This is a genomic window from Clostridium gasigenes, from assembly GCF_900104115.1.
GTDB classification, from domain to species: domain Bacteria; phylum Bacillota; class Clostridia; order Clostridiales; family Clostridiaceae; genus Clostridium; species Clostridium gasigenes.
The window spans coordinates 204,364-219,483 of record NZ_FNJM01000004.1; the positions used below are offsets into that span (position 1 = coordinate 204,364).

The following is a 15,120-nucleotide window of genomic DNA, read 5'->3' on the forward strand; positions in this document are numbered from 1 at the left end:
ATTAATTAATCTAGGAGGGTAATAGTTTGAGAAAACCTAGTATATTTAGTAGAGATTACGAAAGACAAATTAGAAAGCGTAAAAGAATAATAACTACTATTTCAATTATAGCTTTCTTAATAGTAGTTGTTTTGGGAGTAAAGTTTACAACTAAAACTTTTAATTTTACAGATGTTAAAGCAAAAATACAAAAATGGGTTGATGAGGACACTTCTGAAAACAAGATAGTAGATGAAGTCCCGAATATAGAATCAACATCTGAAGCGCCGATAGAACCAATAGTGCCAAAAGCTAAAATTATGGAATTAAAGATTAGTGAAGGAAAAATTTTGAAAGTAGAATATGAAGAATTAGAAGGGGTAATTAAATTTAAGGAGGCTAAAGAAATTCCAGAAGGTATTGAATATAATATTAGTCCTTCGAAACAACTTGTAGTAGTAACAGATGATAAACAAAATATTAAAGTTATTAATACAAAAGGCGAAGAAAAAAATATTACTAAAGATAGTTATGTTTCACCAAAAGGAGAAATTTTCAAAAAGGATATAGTGCAAAGCACCTATAAAGATTATTTGTGGCATAAAAGTGCAAAGTTCATAAATGACAAAAAAATAGTGTATAAAACTAATATGCCTTATTTTGGTAGTGGTCTTAATCAATATTTATGGCTAATAGATATTGATGGTAAAAATGAAATTACTTTGTGGCAAAGTAAAGGTAAAGATATAATTATCGGAAATATTAAAGAAAAAGGTATTGAAGTTACAATAGATGGTAATATCAAATATATAAATAATGATAATAATTTAGTTAATTAGATTAAGGAAGCTTGAAAAAATAAAAGTTTTAATATAATTACCATCAATAAAGGTTTAAGAAAACAAAAGTTTGAATATAATTATAAGTATATGTTATAATAAGCTAGTTATATCAATAAAAATTATAGTATATACTATTTCAGGAGGAAGAATATAATGGAAGCTAAAATGGAAAGAATAGAAACTAACGTTGTTAAATTTGAGGTAAAGGTTGCAGCAAAGGAATTTCAAGCTGCTTTAAACAAGTCTTATAATAAAAATGCTAAAAACTTTAATATACCTGGATTCAGAAAAGGTAAAGTGCCAATGGCAATAGTTAAACAACAATACGGAATAGAAGTTTTACTTGAAGATGCAGTTAATTTTGCAATAGATGCTTCATATCCACAATTATTAAATGAAAATAAAATCAACCCAGTTGATTACCCACAAATAGAAGTAATTACTGCTGAAGAAGGTAAGGATTTTGTTTATACTGCTCAAATAACAGTATATCCAGAAGTTAAACTTGGAGAATATAAAGGCTTAAAAATCGAAAAACCAAGTTATGAAGTTACTGAAGAAGACGTAAATGCTAAATTAAAAGAAACACAAGAAAAGAGCTCAAGAGTTGAAGTTAAAGAAGATGGAATAATAGAAAATGGAAACATAGCTATTATTGACTTTAAAGGATTCGTTGATGGAGTTGCTTTTGATGGTGGAGAAGGATCAGATTATTCATTAGAAATCGGATCAGGTTCTTTTATAGATACTTTCGAAACTCAATTAGTGGGAGCTAAATCAGGAGATAATGTTGAAGTTAATGTAACTTTCCCTGAAAGCTACGGAAAAGATGAATTAAACGGTAAAGATGCTAAATTCGAAGTTACTATAAAAGAAGTTAAGTCAAAAGAATTACCAGAATTAGATGATGAATTTGCTAAGGAAGTTTCAGAATTTGATACATTAGCTCAAATGAAAGAAGATATAGTTAAAACTATGACAGAAGAAAATGCAGCTAAAGTAAAAAATGAATATGAAGATGCGGTAATTAACGCAGTAGTTGAAAATGCTACAATCGAAGTTCCAACTATTATGATAGAAAAAGAAATAGATATAATGGTTAAAAACTTAGAAACAAGACTTTCACAACAAGGCTTAACATTAGAGCAATATTTCCAATTTACTGGAACAGATGCAGTTAAGATGAGAGAATATATGAAAGAAAATGCTGAAAGAAAAGTTAGAACTGACTTAGTATTAGAAGCAGTAGAAGTAGCTGAAAAAATTGAAGTTTCAGAAGAAGAAATAAAAGTAAAAGCTGAAGAAGTAGCTAAAATGTATGCAGCAGATGATGCAAGCATGGTTGATTTATTAATTAAGAATCAAAGAGTTGCTTTAGAAGTAGATATTAAGACTGGAAAATCAATAGACTTCTTATTAGAAAACAACAAACAATAAACAACAAACAATGAATAATAAAGAATAAATGATTGCCAGAATTAATTCTGGCAATTATTTAGAATAAACTATTAACAAAATTATATAAATTTTATATAATTTAGTATAGGATCTTTATATAAATGGATATATTATATAATAGGGTAAATTTTAGAAAAGGAGGCAAAAAGAATGAATTTAGTTCCAATGGTTGTAGAACAAACTAGTAGAGGAGAAAGATCATACGATATTTTCTCAAGATTATTAAAAGATAGAATAATAATGATGAGTGGGGAAGTAAATGATGTAACATCAAACTTAATCGTATCTCAGCTATTATTTTTAGAAAGTGAAGATCCAGATAAAGATATATATATATATATAAATAGTCCAGGTGGATCAATTACAGCTGGTATGGCTATTTATGATACTATGCAATATATAAAACCAGACGTATCAACTATATGTGTCGGTATGGCAGCTTCAATGGGAGCTTTCTTGCTTTCATCAGGTGCTAAGGGTAAAAGATTTGCATTACCAAATAGTGAAGTTATGATTCATCAACCTTTAGGTGGCTATCAAGGTCAAGCAACAGATATTGATATTCATGCTAAGAGAATATTAAGAACTAAGGATTTGTTAAATAATATTTTAAGTGAAAATACTAACCAAACTATAGAAAAAATTAAATCTGATGTTGAAAGAGATTACTTTATGTCAGCAGAAGAAGCTAAGAATTATGGATTGGTAGATAAAGTAATTAGTAAAAATGAAAAATAAGGTTATAAGAAATAATTTTATAATAATCTAAGCGAGGGGATTTTATGGCTAAAAATGAAGAAAAAAAACAATTGAAATGCTCTTTTTGTGGGAAAAATCAAGAACAGGTCAAAAGATTAATCGCTGGACCTGGAGTTTATATATGCGATGAGTGTATAGATTTATGCTCTGAAATTATAACAGATGAATTTGAAGAACACATTGAGTTAGATACTACAGCGTTGCCTAAACCAGCAGAAATAAAAGCTAATTTAGATGATTATGTAATTGGTCAAGAAAAAGCTAAGAAGGCTATGGCAGTTGCTGTCTATAATCATTATAAAAGAATTAATGCTAATTCATCAGATGATGATGTAGAATTACAAAAAAGTAATATACTTTTACTAGGCCCTACTGGATCAGGTAAGACACTTTTAGCTCAAACCTTAGCTAAGTACTTAAATGTACCATTTGCTATTGCAGATGCTACTACTCTTACTGAAGCTGGATATGTAGGAGAAGATGTTGAAAATATTCTATTAAAGTTAATTCAAAATGCTGACTACGATGTAGAAAGAGCACAAAAAGGAATAATATATATAGATGAAATAGATAAAATAGCTAGAAAATCTGAAAATCCGTCTATTACTAGAGATGTATCTGGAGAGGGAGTTCAGCAAGCGCTATTAAAAATATTAGAAGGTACAGTTGCTTCAGTTCCTCCACAAGGTGGAAGAAAGCATCCTCATCAAGAATTTATACAAATAAATACTGCTAATATATTATTTATTTGTGGTGGAGCTTTTGATGGAGTTGATAAAATTATTGAAAAGAGAACAAGAGTTAGTTCAATAGGTTTTGGAGCTCAAATACAATCAAAGGAAACAAGAGATGTTGGTAAGTTGTTAAAGGATATAATGCCTGGAGACTTATTAAGATTTGGTCTTATTCCTGAATTTGTTGGAAGACTACCTATTGTTGTTACATTAGAATCTTTAGATACTTCAGCTTTAATTAATATTTTAAGTAAGCCAAAGAATGCATTAGTTAAACAATATAATAAATTGTTTGAAATAGATAATGTTGAACTTGAGTTTACAGAAGCTGCATTAAAAGCTATTGCAGAAGAAGCTATTTTAAGAAAAACTGGGGCTAGAGGGTTAAGGTCAATAGTGGAAGAAACAATGATAGAAACCATGTTTGATGTACCTTCAGATGAAAGAATATCTAAAGTAATTATAACAGAAGATAGTATTAAAAATAAAACTGCACCAGAGGTTGTTAGATTAGAAGAAGGGGTTGTTAGACCTCAAATTAAATCTAAAAAAACTAAGAAAAGAAAGAGTATAGAAACTGCTTAATTATAAAAAAGAGATAGTATTTCAAATTAATTTTTGAAATACTATCTTTTTATTTTTTTGCTACATTACTTATTTAAAGCGTAAAATAAAATTAGTATAAAAATTTGGAATAATAACCTTAATTTATAGAATATAAAAGAACCTTTAAGTTAATAATAAAGATATGAAATTAGGAAGGGAGGGAGCATTTATAAATTGTAAATGCGAAGCGTATGACAGAAATTCTAATCATGTTACAAATATTAATGATGGTGCTATTTATATTCTTTATGATAAATAGTAGTAAGAATAACCACACTAATAAAGTGGTTATTCACAAAGAAAACGAAAAAGAAATGAGTAAATTAGCAAAAATGAGAAGTGTTTGTTTAACTGAACCATTAACAGAAAAGAGTAGACCAAGAACATTTGAAGAAATTATTGGTCAAGAACAGGGGATAAAAGCATTAAAGGCGGCTTTATGTGGTCCAAATCCTCAGCATGTTATAATATATGGTCCGCCAGGTATTGGAAAGACAGCGGCAGCAAGGCTAGTATTGGAAGAAGCGAAGAAAATGGAGCGGTCACCATTTAAAAAAGGTGCTAATATAATAGAAATAGATGCAACGACTATAAGATTCGATGAAAGAGGTATTGCAGATCCACTTATAGGATCTGTTCATGATCCTATATATCAAGGGGCCGGGTCACTAGGGGTTGCAGGAATACCACAACCAAAGGCAGGTGCCGTAACTAAGGCACATGGGGGTATTTTATTTATTGATGAAATTGGTGAATTACACTCAACAGAACTTAATAAACTTTTGAAAGTATTAGAAGATCGGAAAGTGTTTTTAGATAGTTCGTATTATAGTTCTGAAAATCCTAATATACCAGATTATATTAAAGAAATATTTGATAATGGGCTACCAGCAGATTTTAGATTAATAGGAGCGACTACAAGAAGCCCAGATGAAATAGTGCCAGCAATTAGATCAAGATGTGTAGAAATATTTTTTAGAGGACTTCATCCAGAAGAAATACAAAAAATAGCTAGAAATTCTGCCACAAAAGTAGGATTAGAAATAACCGATAAAGGTATTGATATTGTTAGTAGGTATTGTACAAATGGAAGAGATGTAGTTAATCTAGTACAACTTTGTTCTGGTTTTGCAATTAATGAAAATAGAAAAAATATAACAGAGGAAGATATAGACTGGGTTATAGAAAATGGTCAATACATAGAAATACCTAATAAAAAGATAAAAGATAAGCCTGAGATAGGTATTGTCAATGGGCTAGCAGTATATGGAGCAAATATTGGAATGGTAATGGAAATTGAAGCAACGGCAAGAAAAATATCTCATAGAAAAGGTGAACTAAAAGTAACAGGTATAGTTGAAGAAGAAGAAATAAGTAATAACAATAGAAAAATAAAGAGAAAGAGTACCGCATATTCATCTATTCAAAATGTATTAACAGTTTTAAATAATATATTTGATCTAGATTGCGAAGGATATGATATACATGTCAATATACCTGGTGGAGTTCCTGTGGATGGGCCTTCCGCAGGAATAACAATAGCAACAGCTATTTATAGTGCAGTGAAAGGGAAACCTATAGATAATAAAGTTGCCATGACTGGTGAAATTAGTTTGCTTGGAGGAGTAAAGCCTATTGGTGGGGCGTCCGCTAAAATACTTGCGGCTAAAAAAGCTGGAGCAACTACAGTAATAATACCCAAGGATAATTGGAATGAAAATTTTAATAAAATAGAAGATATAAATATAATTCCAGTAAATACACTAAAAAATGTTATAGATATAGCTATATTAGAAAATGAAATAAAAAATGAAATTAATATAGATGTTTTAGTAGCATCACCTATTGACTCAGTAAAATTGGATTAAATAATTTGAAAAAAATACTAACTCTGGATAATATTAATATTATGAGTTAGTATTTTAACTTTTTATTCCTTTAATATATTATAAAAATAAGCTTTGTGGATTTTTATAGCTGGAAATATTGAAAAATTAATAAATTATGTGTATACTAGAAAAGTTAAATAATTTATTTTAAAGGATGGAGGAAAATAAATGAATGATAATTTAATAACTCTGCCTTTAATTCCTTTAAGAGGAATTACTATTTTTCCAAGTATGATTATACATTTTGATGTTGCTAGGGAAAAGTCAATCACAGCATTAGAATCAGCCATGGAGAAAGATGTAGAGGTATTTCTTGTAACACAAAAAAAAATAAAAGATGAAGTGCCTAAATTAAAAGATTTATATACTATAGGTACTGTATGTAAAATTAAGCAGCTATTAAAGTTACCAAATGACGTAATAAGAGTTTTAGTTGAAGGTATAGAAAGAGCTAAACTAATAGAGATTACAGGTAATGAAAAATATATAGAAGCTAATATAGAAAACTTAGAGGAATTAGAGAACAAAGAATATGAAGGTGTAGAGGCATATATTAGAACGTTAAAAAAATGCTTTGCAAAATATATTAAAATGTCAGAAAATGAAAAATCAAATATATTAAAAATATTTGAAGAAATAAAGGATTATGATGAAATAGTAGATGTAATTTCAGCATATATGTTAGTAGAAGACGAGAAAAAACAAGGGGTTTTAGAAGAATTAAATCTTATAAAACGAATAGAAAAGCTTATTATAATAATCAATAATGAAATTGAAATTGTAAAAGTTGAAAAAAGAATAGATAAGAAGCTTAAAAACTCTATGGATAAGGTTCAAAAAGAATATTATTTAAGAGAACAAATTAAAATTATTCAAGAAGAACTTGGTGAAGATAATGATGAAAAAAAGGAAATAATAAAATACGAGGAAAGAATAAAGAAAGCTAAACTTCCAAAGAATGTAAAAGAAAAAGCTTTGTATGAGATTTCTAGATTAAAAGCATCAGAAGGTCAGGGATCAGAGGGAAATGTTATTAGAAGTTACTTAGATTGGATATTAGATCTTCCATGGGGAACAAAAACTAAAGATACCTTTGAAATTACAAAGGCTTCAAAATACTTAGATGAAGAGCATTATGGTCTTGAAGAAGTTAAAGAAAGAATAATTGAGTATCTTGCAGTTAAAAAGCACACTAATAGCTTAAAAGGACCTATTTTATGTTTAGTTGGACCACCAGGAGTAGGAAAGAGTTCTATAGCAAAATCTGTAGCTAATGCATTAGGTAGAAATTTTGTTAGAATTTCATTAGGTGGATTAAGAGATGAAGCAGAGATTAGGGGACATAGAAAAACTTATGTTGGTGCAATACCAGGACGAATAATATATGCTATGAAAGAGGCAAAATCTAATAATCCATTAATACTATTAGATGAAATAGACAAGCTTAATTCAGATCAAAGAGGAAATCCGGCAGATGCACTTTTAGAGGTTTTAGATTCAGAACAAAACAAAGAATTTAGAGATAACTACTTAGAGTTAGATTTTAACTTGTCGGAAGTTTTATTTATAACTACAGCTAATTCAACAGACACAATACCAGGACCCTTATATGACAGAATGGAAATAATAGAAGTATCCGGGTATACCTATGAAGAAAAGTTCCATATAGCTAAAAAACATATAATTCCTAAGGTTCTTAAAAATCATAATTTAACCTCAGAAAATATTAAAATTTCAGATAGTATAATAAATGAAGTAATAAATTGTTATACAATAGAATCTGGAGTACGAGGGCTAGAAAGGGTTATAGGGAAGTTAATTAGAAAATCACTTACTGAAATGTTAAAGACAAACAAGGAGTCGTTAATTATTTCAAAAGGTAAACTTGAAAAGTTATTAGGACCTAAACCTTATACTTATGATAAGATAGATAAGGAAGATAGAGTAGGTGTTGTTAATGGTATGGCATGGACGGCATACGGAGGAACAACTCTGCCAATAGAAGTTGCCGTAATGAAGGGAACAGGTAAGTTAGAAATAACAGGTCAGTTAGGTGAAGTAATGCAAGAATCTGCTAAAATTGCAGTAGGATATGTTCGTTCAAATTCAAACAAGTATGGATTAGAAGCGGATTTCTATAAAAATACAGATATTTATATACATGCTCCAGAAGGATCTATTAAAAAAGATGGACCTTCAGCGGGAGTAGCTATGGTTACAGCAATAGTTTCAGCTTTATCTAACAAAAAGATAAGAAGAAATATAGCTATGACTGGGGAAGTAACACTAACAGGAAAGGTACTTGCTATAGGTGGATTAAAAGAGAAGAGTATAGCAGCGCAAAGAAGTGGTGTAGATACAATAATAGTACCTAAACAAAATGAAAAAGATATAATTAAAATACCGAATTCTATAAAAAATAAGTTAAAGATTATTTTAGTAGAAGATGTTAAAGAGGTATTAAATAATGCATTAATTGGAGTGGATACCATTGAGAATTAAACAATCAGAATTTGAAATATCAGCAGTTAAAAGAGAACAATATCCTGTAGATGGACTTCCAGAGGTGGCCTTTGTTGGACGATCTAATGTTGGGAAGAGTTCAATAATAAATGCCTTAGCAAATAGAAGACATTTAGCAAAAGTAAGTCAAACACCAGGTAAAACAAGACTTATAAACTTCTTTATGATAAATGAAGGTGAATTCCATTTAGTAGATTTACCTGGATATGGATATGCTAAAGTTTCTAAGACAGAACAAGCAAGTTGGGGAAAAACTATAGAAATGTACTTAACTGATAGAGAAGAACTTAAGAGAGTTATTTTATTAGTTGATTCAAGACATAAGCCAACTAAAGATGATTTAATTATGCATGATTGGGTAAAGCACTTTGATATTGAAGCTATAGTTGTAGCTACTAAAAGTGATAAATTATCTAATAATGAGTTAAGAAAATCTGAAAAGATAATTAAAGATACAATGGGTCTAACAAAAGATGATAAGTTCTATTTCTTTTCTTCTTTAAACAAAAAGGGAAAAGATGAATTAATTAATTATTTATTTGAAGGATTAGTAGAAGAAGAAAATGAGATAGAATAATACAGTAAGTCATACGTAAAAATAGACTAGAATATTAGCTTGTTATTTTTTCGAAGATGCCTAAGAACCCCTAAAGCGCAAACTTTAGGAGTTCTTATTTTTTTATAGAAAAACATAAAACTTTTAAGAGAAAAACAGTGTCAAAGTTAAGTACTAATCATAGTATATACTATAAAACAAAAAAATAAAGACCTTGAGGAGGAACAAACTATGGAAATGAATGAAATTCTAAACGGCTTAAATTCATGTGGTTGTGGAGATGAAAGTTCAAATTGTACACCAAATTGTACACCAAATTGTAACACAGGATGTAACACAGGATTTGGTGGTGGATTTGGTGGTGGATTTGGTGGTGGATGCTGGATATGGATACTATTAATATTACTTTATAGTCGTTCAGGATCAAAAAGCAAATCTAACAATAACTGTTATTGCTGTGTAAAGAAAAAAAATAACTGCTGCTGTGAAAAGGAAAAACAATATTGTTGCTGTGAAAAGGAAAACAATGATTGTTGCTGTGAACACAATGAATCAAAAGGTGGATGTTCATTCTATTTATTCTTATTAGTTATATTATTCATTTGTAATGGTAATGGTAGTGGAAGAGATTGTGGAAACAGTGGATTCGGTGGATTAGGTGGATTTGGAAATTTACTTGGTTGTTGTTAATAAAAAATAAAAGAGTTCTATTAAGAAAGGAGCGATAGATATGTCAAAAAAATGCTGTAAAGATGGTTATGAATGTGTACCTTGTTGTGGAAATAATAGTGATGGAGGTATTTTATCAGGGTTAGGCAGTGGAATTACTCCAATAATATTCCTGTTAATAGCTTGTTCATCAGGATTATTATGTTCTAACAGTTCATTTTTAATAATTTTACTATTCTTATTATGCGGTGGCGATTCAATGTCTAGTTTACTTGGATCATATTAATAGCATAAAAGATGGAGGGTTTATAGCCCTCCAAAAAAATGTCCTAAATTATAAACATATTTAATAAATATACATATAATGAATTAGTAAGGAATTTGTTGGGAGGATCCTAAATGTCAAAAAAAAGAGAAAGAAATAAATCAGAAGAATGTCAGTGTTCAAAGTGTCAAAATAAATCAGGGAAATTAAGTAGTAAATTAGATAATAATCCTTTTGGGATTAATCCATCACAACTTAATGGGATGCTGGGAAATATAGATATGAGTCAAATAGGAAATATATTATCAGCTATGAATAAAGATGGTTTTGATTTAAATAACATAAATATTGGATCTGTTAAAAATATGATGTCTGGTATGAATGGAGGACAAAATAATCAAGAACTATCCTCAATTCAAGATATGATTGCTAATATGGGGAACTCACAATCAACGCAAAATAATATAGAAAATCAAGAAAGTACAAATATTAAATATAATAATAATGAACGCGATAATGGTCGATATAATAAGAAGAGTAGAAATAAAGAGAACATTACTGATATAGAAGTTGATGAGAATCTAGAAATGCTATTATCTCTTAGAAAGATAGTGAGTTATGATAAGGTGAAATTTATAGATAAAGTAATAGAACTTTATCATAAGGGCTTATTTGAAGAGAAATAAAAAAATGTATAAAAACAAATGATGCAGTCAATACTATTAATGTACCGGAGAAAATATTCTCCTATAGCAAATAAAGAGAAATCTTTATTAAGGCTAAACCCCCCCATCCCCCTTTTAGGCCGCGAAAGCGGCCTTTTAGTTTAATTTAATTTTTATTGGGTTGTTAATATTATAAACCTTTTTTTATGGCTGATATTTTTAATTGGGTAGAGGAATCTACTTCTATAGTTAAATATAGGAATAGTTCTTTTTTTTCAGTTGAAGAATCTAATTTATTTACTTCTTCAAATGATAAGCACCAATTAATAGTTGTTATATTACCGCTGTCATCCCAGATACTATCGTAGAAATAGCCATTTTGAAAAGAATAAGTATAAGTATCTTTATATAAATTCCATAAAAGACCTAATTCATTAGTATCAATGGTTGAAGAAAATATATCAGGAGCATCAGATAACTCATAAGGATATTCTATAAGATCAATAAAAGATTGAACCAAATTTAAATTTGGAACATTAGTTTTAGAGAAAGTAGTATCTTTAAGGGATTTACCATTAAAAATATAAGAATTAGTAGAACTATTACCTTCACTAGAGGAAATTGATAATATTTTAGGTGTTCTAGAATTATTTGAATCTAATATACCTAAGATATTATTAGAGGAAGTGTATATATTGAAAAAGTCAGTTTTATTCCAAGTGAATATATAGTTAATAGGCTTATTATCTTTAAAAGTTGTAATAATAATTTCAGGTATCCCATCACGTGAAAGATCTAATGTATTAAATCTTAATGGCCAATTAGGAGAAAATTCTCCGAGTATTTTAGAATTATCACTAGGTTGTAAAATATAGTCCTTAGAAGCTGTTTTTACTTTTACTACATATGTATTTTTTTCTAGAATAACTTCTAAGGTTTCTTTTTCTCCATCTCCATTTAAGTCTAAAGAAGTTTCGGTATTAGTATTAATGTTTGCAACTGTATTTTGCGAATTTTTATTATATATATATATATAATAAAAAGAAAATAATAAAAAAAGTACTATTAGAAATACTATTAAAGATGAAAAAATACTTTTCTTCTTTATAACAATAAATTTAGACATGCAATCACCTCAATAAAGTATATGTCAAATAATATATATAAATTCAAAGTAAATAGATATTAAGGTGCATTCAAATAAAAAAAGACCAGTAATCTACTTAGTTAAGTAGATTACTGGCATTCCTTACATATTCCATAAAAAAATACTTTGTTAGATAAGATTTTATAACCTGATTTATCTTCAGCAGTTTGATTTAGATTACTGAAAGAGACATCTTCTAAATCATCAACTTTACTACAAGATAAACATTGGATATGAGCATGTTGTTTAGGATTCCCATCATATCTGAAATTTCCTTCACCGACATTTATTTCTTGAACTAATTTAACTTCAACTAAAGTTTTAACAGCTTTATATACAGTTGCTAAACTCATTGTTGGGTAATTTGGTTGAAGTGCTTTATAAATAATTTCGGCAGAAGGATGTTCTTTTGTACTCATTAGATATTTATAAACTGCTAACCTTTGAGGCGTAAGTTTTAATTTTCTTTCTTTAAAGATAGAAATTATATTATCCATTTGACACCACCCTATTATATTATTAGATTAATTATATTCAATTATAAAGACAATGTCAATTAGTATTAATTAGTAAATTAAATGAAGTAATAATTAATATTAATATTGGATGTATTGCTATTAAACTAAATATTCAAAATAATGTTGCAAACTTATAAACCGTATGTTAATATAAAGGCAGTTGTTAATTAATTAACAAAGAAAAACAAGGAAATATAAATTACCTATATCTTATGTAATTTATAATATCATATAAATATAATAAAGTAATATAAAAAATAAAAAATATGGAAATATATTAAACTTTTTAGGAGGAATTATAATGTCAAAGTATAAAGTAGGCGACGAATTAATAATAGTTAATGAACCTGGTCAAGATGAAGAAAAATTAAAAGAGTTAACTCATTTAACAACTAATGGAGAATATGCCCAAATAGCTTGGGGATTAAAAATAATAAATGTTGAATATGATAAACCACATGTAACTTTAACTTATAGAAATGTAAGTGGAGAATTAAATAAGGTTTTTGCAGAATGTAGAGATATTGAAAATTTCGATCAACAAAAGGTTTTAGAAAAAGCTTTACTTAAGGCTTTCCAAAACGAAATAATAAATATATCAGTATTTAAGAATAGTTCTGCTAAAAAATTATAAGCGAATTAAGCTATTTTATTTTGAATAGCCCTAAATGATTAATTATAATAATGAATTAAAGATAGAGCTAATGTTCTATCTCTTTTTCATTTAGGCATTTAAGTCGCTTCAAAAAATACATTAAAACAGGTAAAGTAGATTTTTTATATGAAAAAGAAAAATACAAAAAAATTAAGAACTTCCAAAAATATTATTATTATTGTATAATTATCTAATAAAATATTAAGGAGGTTCTATGAAAATTTTTTTAGCAAGACAAGCTATTTATAATAAAAATACAAAAATAGTTGCATATGAAATTCTATATAGAAATTCTTTGAAAAATACATTTGATAAAAATCAAAAACAAGAAGAAGCAACATATAAAGTTATGCAAAATATATCATCTTTTGGATTAAATATTTTAACAAAGAATAAACTAGCTTTTATTAATTTTCCGGAAGAAGTTATCAATAGTAATATGGCAACGTTGTTACCACCGGATAAAGTAATAATTGAAGTGCTAGAAACTGTAGAACCAACAAAAGAAATAATTGCAAATTTAAAGTTTTTAAGACATAAAGGCTATACCATAGCTTTAGATGATATAAGTACATATAAACAAGTAGAAGGTTTTTTAGGAGTTATAGATATTGTTAAAATAGATTATAAACTATCAAATAAAGCTGAAAGAATAAATATTATAAAAAAATTAAAAAATAAGAATATTAAAATGCTAGCAGAAAAAATAGAAACAGAAAATGAAATGATTGAGGCAAAGATTCTAGGTTTTGATTATTTTCAGGGATATTATTTTAGTAAACCAACAGTAATGGAAAGTGAAGATATTGCAGCAAAAAATAGAACAATATTTTATGTAATAATAGAGCTTATGAAAGAAGATTATGATATTAATAGAATGGAAAACTTAATTAAGTCTGATATAGGGTTAACGTATAAGTTTATTAAGTTTATAAATTCAGCTTATTTTAGTTTTATTCAAGAAGTTTCTTCAATAAAGAATGCAGTAATGCTTATTGGAGCAAATGAATTAAGAAAGTGGCTGTGTATAATTTCAATTTCGGAAATGAATTCAAATATAGGAGAAGAACATGCAAATAATATAATTATTAGAGCTAGAATGTGTGAACTAATATCAGAAAATAAAGGATATAATGATAAAGACTTAGCATTTATGGTAGGATTATTTTCAGATATTCATATGTTAATGGATAAGTCATTGATTGATGTTGTAGAGGAACTTCCAATTGGGAAGGAAGGAAAAGCTGCTTTGCTTGGAGAAGATAATATTTATAGTGATATTCTTAATTTAGTAATTGCTTATGAAAACATGGATGAAGAAAAGATTCAAATTATATCAAGTAAGACTAAAGTAAATATAGATAAATTAGGGGAAATTTATTTAGCATCAATTGAATGGGGTTCAAAGTTGTTAAATATTAATAGATAATTTATTAATAGATAATTTATTCATGTAATATTTAAAAAAAGCTTTGTTTTTAAAAGGAATTATACTATAATGTATCTATGATTTCGGTTTCAATGGGGATTGGGGGGAGTTTTATGAGTAAGTGTCCATTTTGGTCAACAAAAAAAGAAAGGGTTAATTGTTATGATGAGTGTCCAATGAATGGAATGGTCTCACAAAAAGAGGCGTGTCCGTTTAAAAAGGTTTTAGACGAAACTAAAATAGCATATAAGGATATAGAAAATGAAAATTTTGCATATTCACAAGAAAAGCATGGAGAGTATGATTTTTTTAAGAAAATGAGTAGTTATTAAAAGTGGTGTATCTCAACTAGAGATACACTGCTTTTGCTTATGTACAGATTTATAAAAATTAAATAATTAATAGTATAAAACTATTGTGAACTTT

The 15,120-nt window shown here is 27.9% G+C and carries 15 protein-coding genes; 13 read left to right on the top strand and 2 right to left on the bottom strand.

Translation table 11 applies throughout. The features are described from left to right. Nucleotides 1–26 precede the first annotated feature (26 nt). The 10 genes from BLS77_RS09705 (at nucleotide 27) to BLS77_RS09750 (ending at nucleotide 10,966) form a co-directional block, all read left to right on the top strand. The gene (locus tag BLS77_RS09705) at nucleotides 27–818 is read left to right on the top strand and encodes a hypothetical protein (protein ID WP_089968841.1); all 792 of its coding nucleotides are present in this window, start codon (nucleotides 27–29) and stop codon (nucleotides 816–818) included. Nucleotides 819–974: 156 nt separating this feature from the next. Continuing rightward, nucleotides 975–2,258: a trigger factor gene (tig, locus tag BLS77_RS09710; RefSeq protein ID WP_089968843.1), complete on the top strand. Its 1,284-nt coding sequence runs from the start codon at nucleotides 975–977 to the stop codon at nucleotides 2,256–2,258. A gap of 171 nt (nucleotides 2,259–2,429) precedes the next feature. Beyond that, nucleotides 2,430–3,017, top strand: coding sequence for an ATP-dependent Clp endopeptidase proteolytic subunit ClpP (gene clpP, locus BLS77_RS09715; RefSeq protein WP_089968846.1), 588 nt, complete (start codon nucleotides 2,430–2,432; stop codon nucleotides 3,015–3,017). A gap of 44 nt (nucleotides 3,018–3,061) precedes the next feature. Further along, nucleotides 3,062–4,357, top strand: a complete 1,296-nt coding sequence (clpX, locus tag BLS77_RS09720) for an ATP-dependent Clp protease ATP-binding subunit ClpX (protein ID WP_089968848.1) — start codon at nucleotides 3,062–3,064, stop codon at nucleotides 4,355–4,357. A gap of 212 nt (nucleotides 4,358–4,569) precedes the next feature. Beyond that, nucleotides 4,570–6,246 (top strand): ATP-dependent protease LonB, encoded by a 1,677-nt coding sequence (gene lonB, locus BLS77_RS09725; protein WP_089968851.1) that lies wholly within the window; start codon nucleotides 4,570–4,572, stop codon nucleotides 6,244–6,246. A gap of 189 nt (nucleotides 6,247–6,435) precedes the next feature. Next, complete coding sequence (gene lon, locus BLS77_RS09730) at nucleotides 6,436–8,769, top strand: endopeptidase La (RefSeq protein WP_089968853.1); 2,334 nt, start codon at nucleotides 6,436–6,438, stop codon at nucleotides 8,767–8,769. Then, the gene (gene yihA, locus BLS77_RS09735; RefSeq protein WP_089968855.1) at nucleotides 8,759–9,367 is read left to right on the top strand and encodes a ribosome biogenesis GTP-binding protein YihA/YsxC; all 609 of its coding nucleotides are present in this window, start codon (nucleotides 8,759–8,761) and stop codon (nucleotides 9,365–9,367) included. Before lon ends, yihA begins: the two co-directional genes overlap by 11 nt. A gap of 210 nt (nucleotides 9,368–9,577) precedes the next feature. Further along, on the top strand, nucleotides 9,578–10,036 hold the full coding sequence (locus BLS77_RS09740) for a hypothetical protein (protein ID WP_089968857.1): 459 nt from the start codon (nucleotides 9,578–9,580) through the stop codon (nucleotides 10,034–10,036). 40 nt (nucleotides 10,037–10,076) lie between these two features. After that, on the top strand, nucleotides 10,077–10,301 hold the full coding sequence (locus tag BLS77_RS09745; protein ID WP_089968860.1) for a hypothetical protein: 225 nt from the start codon (nucleotides 10,077–10,079) through the stop codon (nucleotides 10,299–10,301). A 113-nt stretch (nucleotides 10,302–10,414) separates the two neighbouring features. Continuing rightward, the gene (locus BLS77_RS09750) at nucleotides 10,415–10,966 is read left to right on the top strand and encodes a hypothetical protein (protein ID WP_089968863.1); all 552 of its coding nucleotides are present in this window, start codon (nucleotides 10,415–10,417) and stop codon (nucleotides 10,964–10,966) included. 169 nt (nucleotides 10,967–11,135) lie between these two features. Here BLS77_RS09750 and BLS77_RS09755 read toward each other — a convergent pair whose 3' ends face one another. Both BLS77_RS09755 and perR read right to left on the bottom strand, forming a co-directional pair. Continuing rightward, a complete protein-coding gene (locus tag BLS77_RS09755; protein ID WP_089968865.1) occupies nucleotides 11,136–12,071 on the bottom strand; it encodes a hypothetical protein in 936 nt (311 codons plus the stop codon). Nucleotides 12,072–12,181: 110 nt separating this feature from the next. Next, entirely contained in the window at nucleotides 12,182–12,589 is a 408-nt protein-coding gene (gene perR / locus BLS77_RS09760) for a transcriptional regulator PerR (RefSeq protein WP_089968868.1), read from the bottom strand. A gap of 322 nt (nucleotides 12,590–12,911) precedes the next feature. Here perR and BLS77_RS09765 point away from each other — a divergent pair, with 322 nt between their 5' ends. From BLS77_RS09765 to BLS77_RS09775, 3 genes are all read left to right on the top strand, one after another. After that, the gene (locus tag BLS77_RS09765; protein WP_089968869.1) at nucleotides 12,912–13,244 is read left to right on the top strand and encodes a hypothetical protein; all 333 of its coding nucleotides are present in this window, start codon (nucleotides 12,912–12,914) and stop codon (nucleotides 13,242–13,244) included. Nucleotides 13,245–13,479: 235 nt separating this feature from the next. Beyond that, nucleotides 13,480–14,694 (top strand): EAL and HDOD domain-containing protein, encoded by a 1,215-nt coding sequence (locus BLS77_RS09770; RefSeq protein WP_089968872.1) that lies wholly within the window; start codon nucleotides 13,480–13,482, stop codon nucleotides 14,692–14,694. A gap of 113 nt (nucleotides 14,695–14,807) precedes the next feature. After that, nucleotides 14,808–15,026 (top strand): hypothetical protein, encoded by a 219-nt coding sequence (locus BLS77_RS09775; RefSeq protein WP_089968874.1) that lies wholly within the window; start codon nucleotides 14,808–14,810, stop codon nucleotides 15,024–15,026. The last annotated feature ends 94 nt before the right edge of the window (nucleotides 15,027–15,120 follow it).

What these genes read in the sequence shown, in the direction of transcription:
- BLS77_RS09745 (WP_089968860.1), top strand. Translation starts at nt 10,077, where the DNA reads ATGTCAAAAAAATGCTGTAAAGATGGTTATGAATGTGTACCTTGTTGT.
- BLS77_RS09775 (WP_089968874.1), top strand. Translation starts at nt 14,808, where the DNA reads ATGAGTAAGTGTCCATTTTGGTCAACAAAAAAAGAAAGGGTTAATTGT.
- perR (WP_089968868.1), bottom strand. Translation starts at nt 12,589, where the DNA reads ATGGATAATATAATTTCTATCTTTAAAGAAAGAAAATTAAAACTTACG.
- tig (WP_089968843.1), top strand. Translation starts at nt 975, where the DNA reads ATGGAAGCTAAAATGGAAAGAATAGAAACTAACGTTGTTAAATTTGAG.
- BLS77_RS09765 (WP_089968869.1), top strand. Translation starts at nt 12,912, where the DNA reads ATGTCAAAGTATAAAGTAGGCGACGAATTAATAATAGTTAATGAACCT.
- BLS77_RS09750 (WP_089968863.1), top strand. Translation starts at nt 10,415, where the DNA reads ATGTCAAAAAAAAGAGAAAGAAATAAATCAGAAGAATGTCAGTGTTCA.
- clpX (WP_089968848.1), top strand. Translation starts at nt 3,062, where the DNA reads ATGGCTAAAAATGAAGAAAAAAAACAATTGAAATGCTCTTTTTGTGGG.
- clpP (WP_089968846.1), top strand. Translation starts at nt 2,430, where the DNA reads ATGAATTTAGTTCCAATGGTTGTAGAACAAACTAGTAGAGGAGAAAGA.
- BLS77_RS09755 (WP_089968865.1), bottom strand. Translation starts at nt 12,071, where the DNA reads ATGTCTAAATTTATTGTTATAAAGAAGAAAAGTATTTTTTCATCTTTA.
- lon (WP_089968853.1), top strand. Translation starts at nt 6,436, where the DNA reads ATGAATGATAATTTAATAACTCTGCCTTTAATTCCTTTAAGAGGAATT.
- lonB (WP_089968851.1), top strand. Translation starts at nt 4,570, where the DNA reads ATGACAGAAATTCTAATCATGTTACAAATATTAATGATGGTGCTATTT.
- BLS77_RS09740 (WP_089968857.1), top strand. Translation starts at nt 9,578, where the DNA reads ATGGAAATGAATGAAATTCTAAACGGCTTAAATTCATGTGGTTGTGGA.
- BLS77_RS09770 (WP_089968872.1), top strand. Translation starts at nt 13,480, where the DNA reads ATGAAAATTTTTTTAGCAAGACAAGCTATTTATAATAAAAATACAAAA.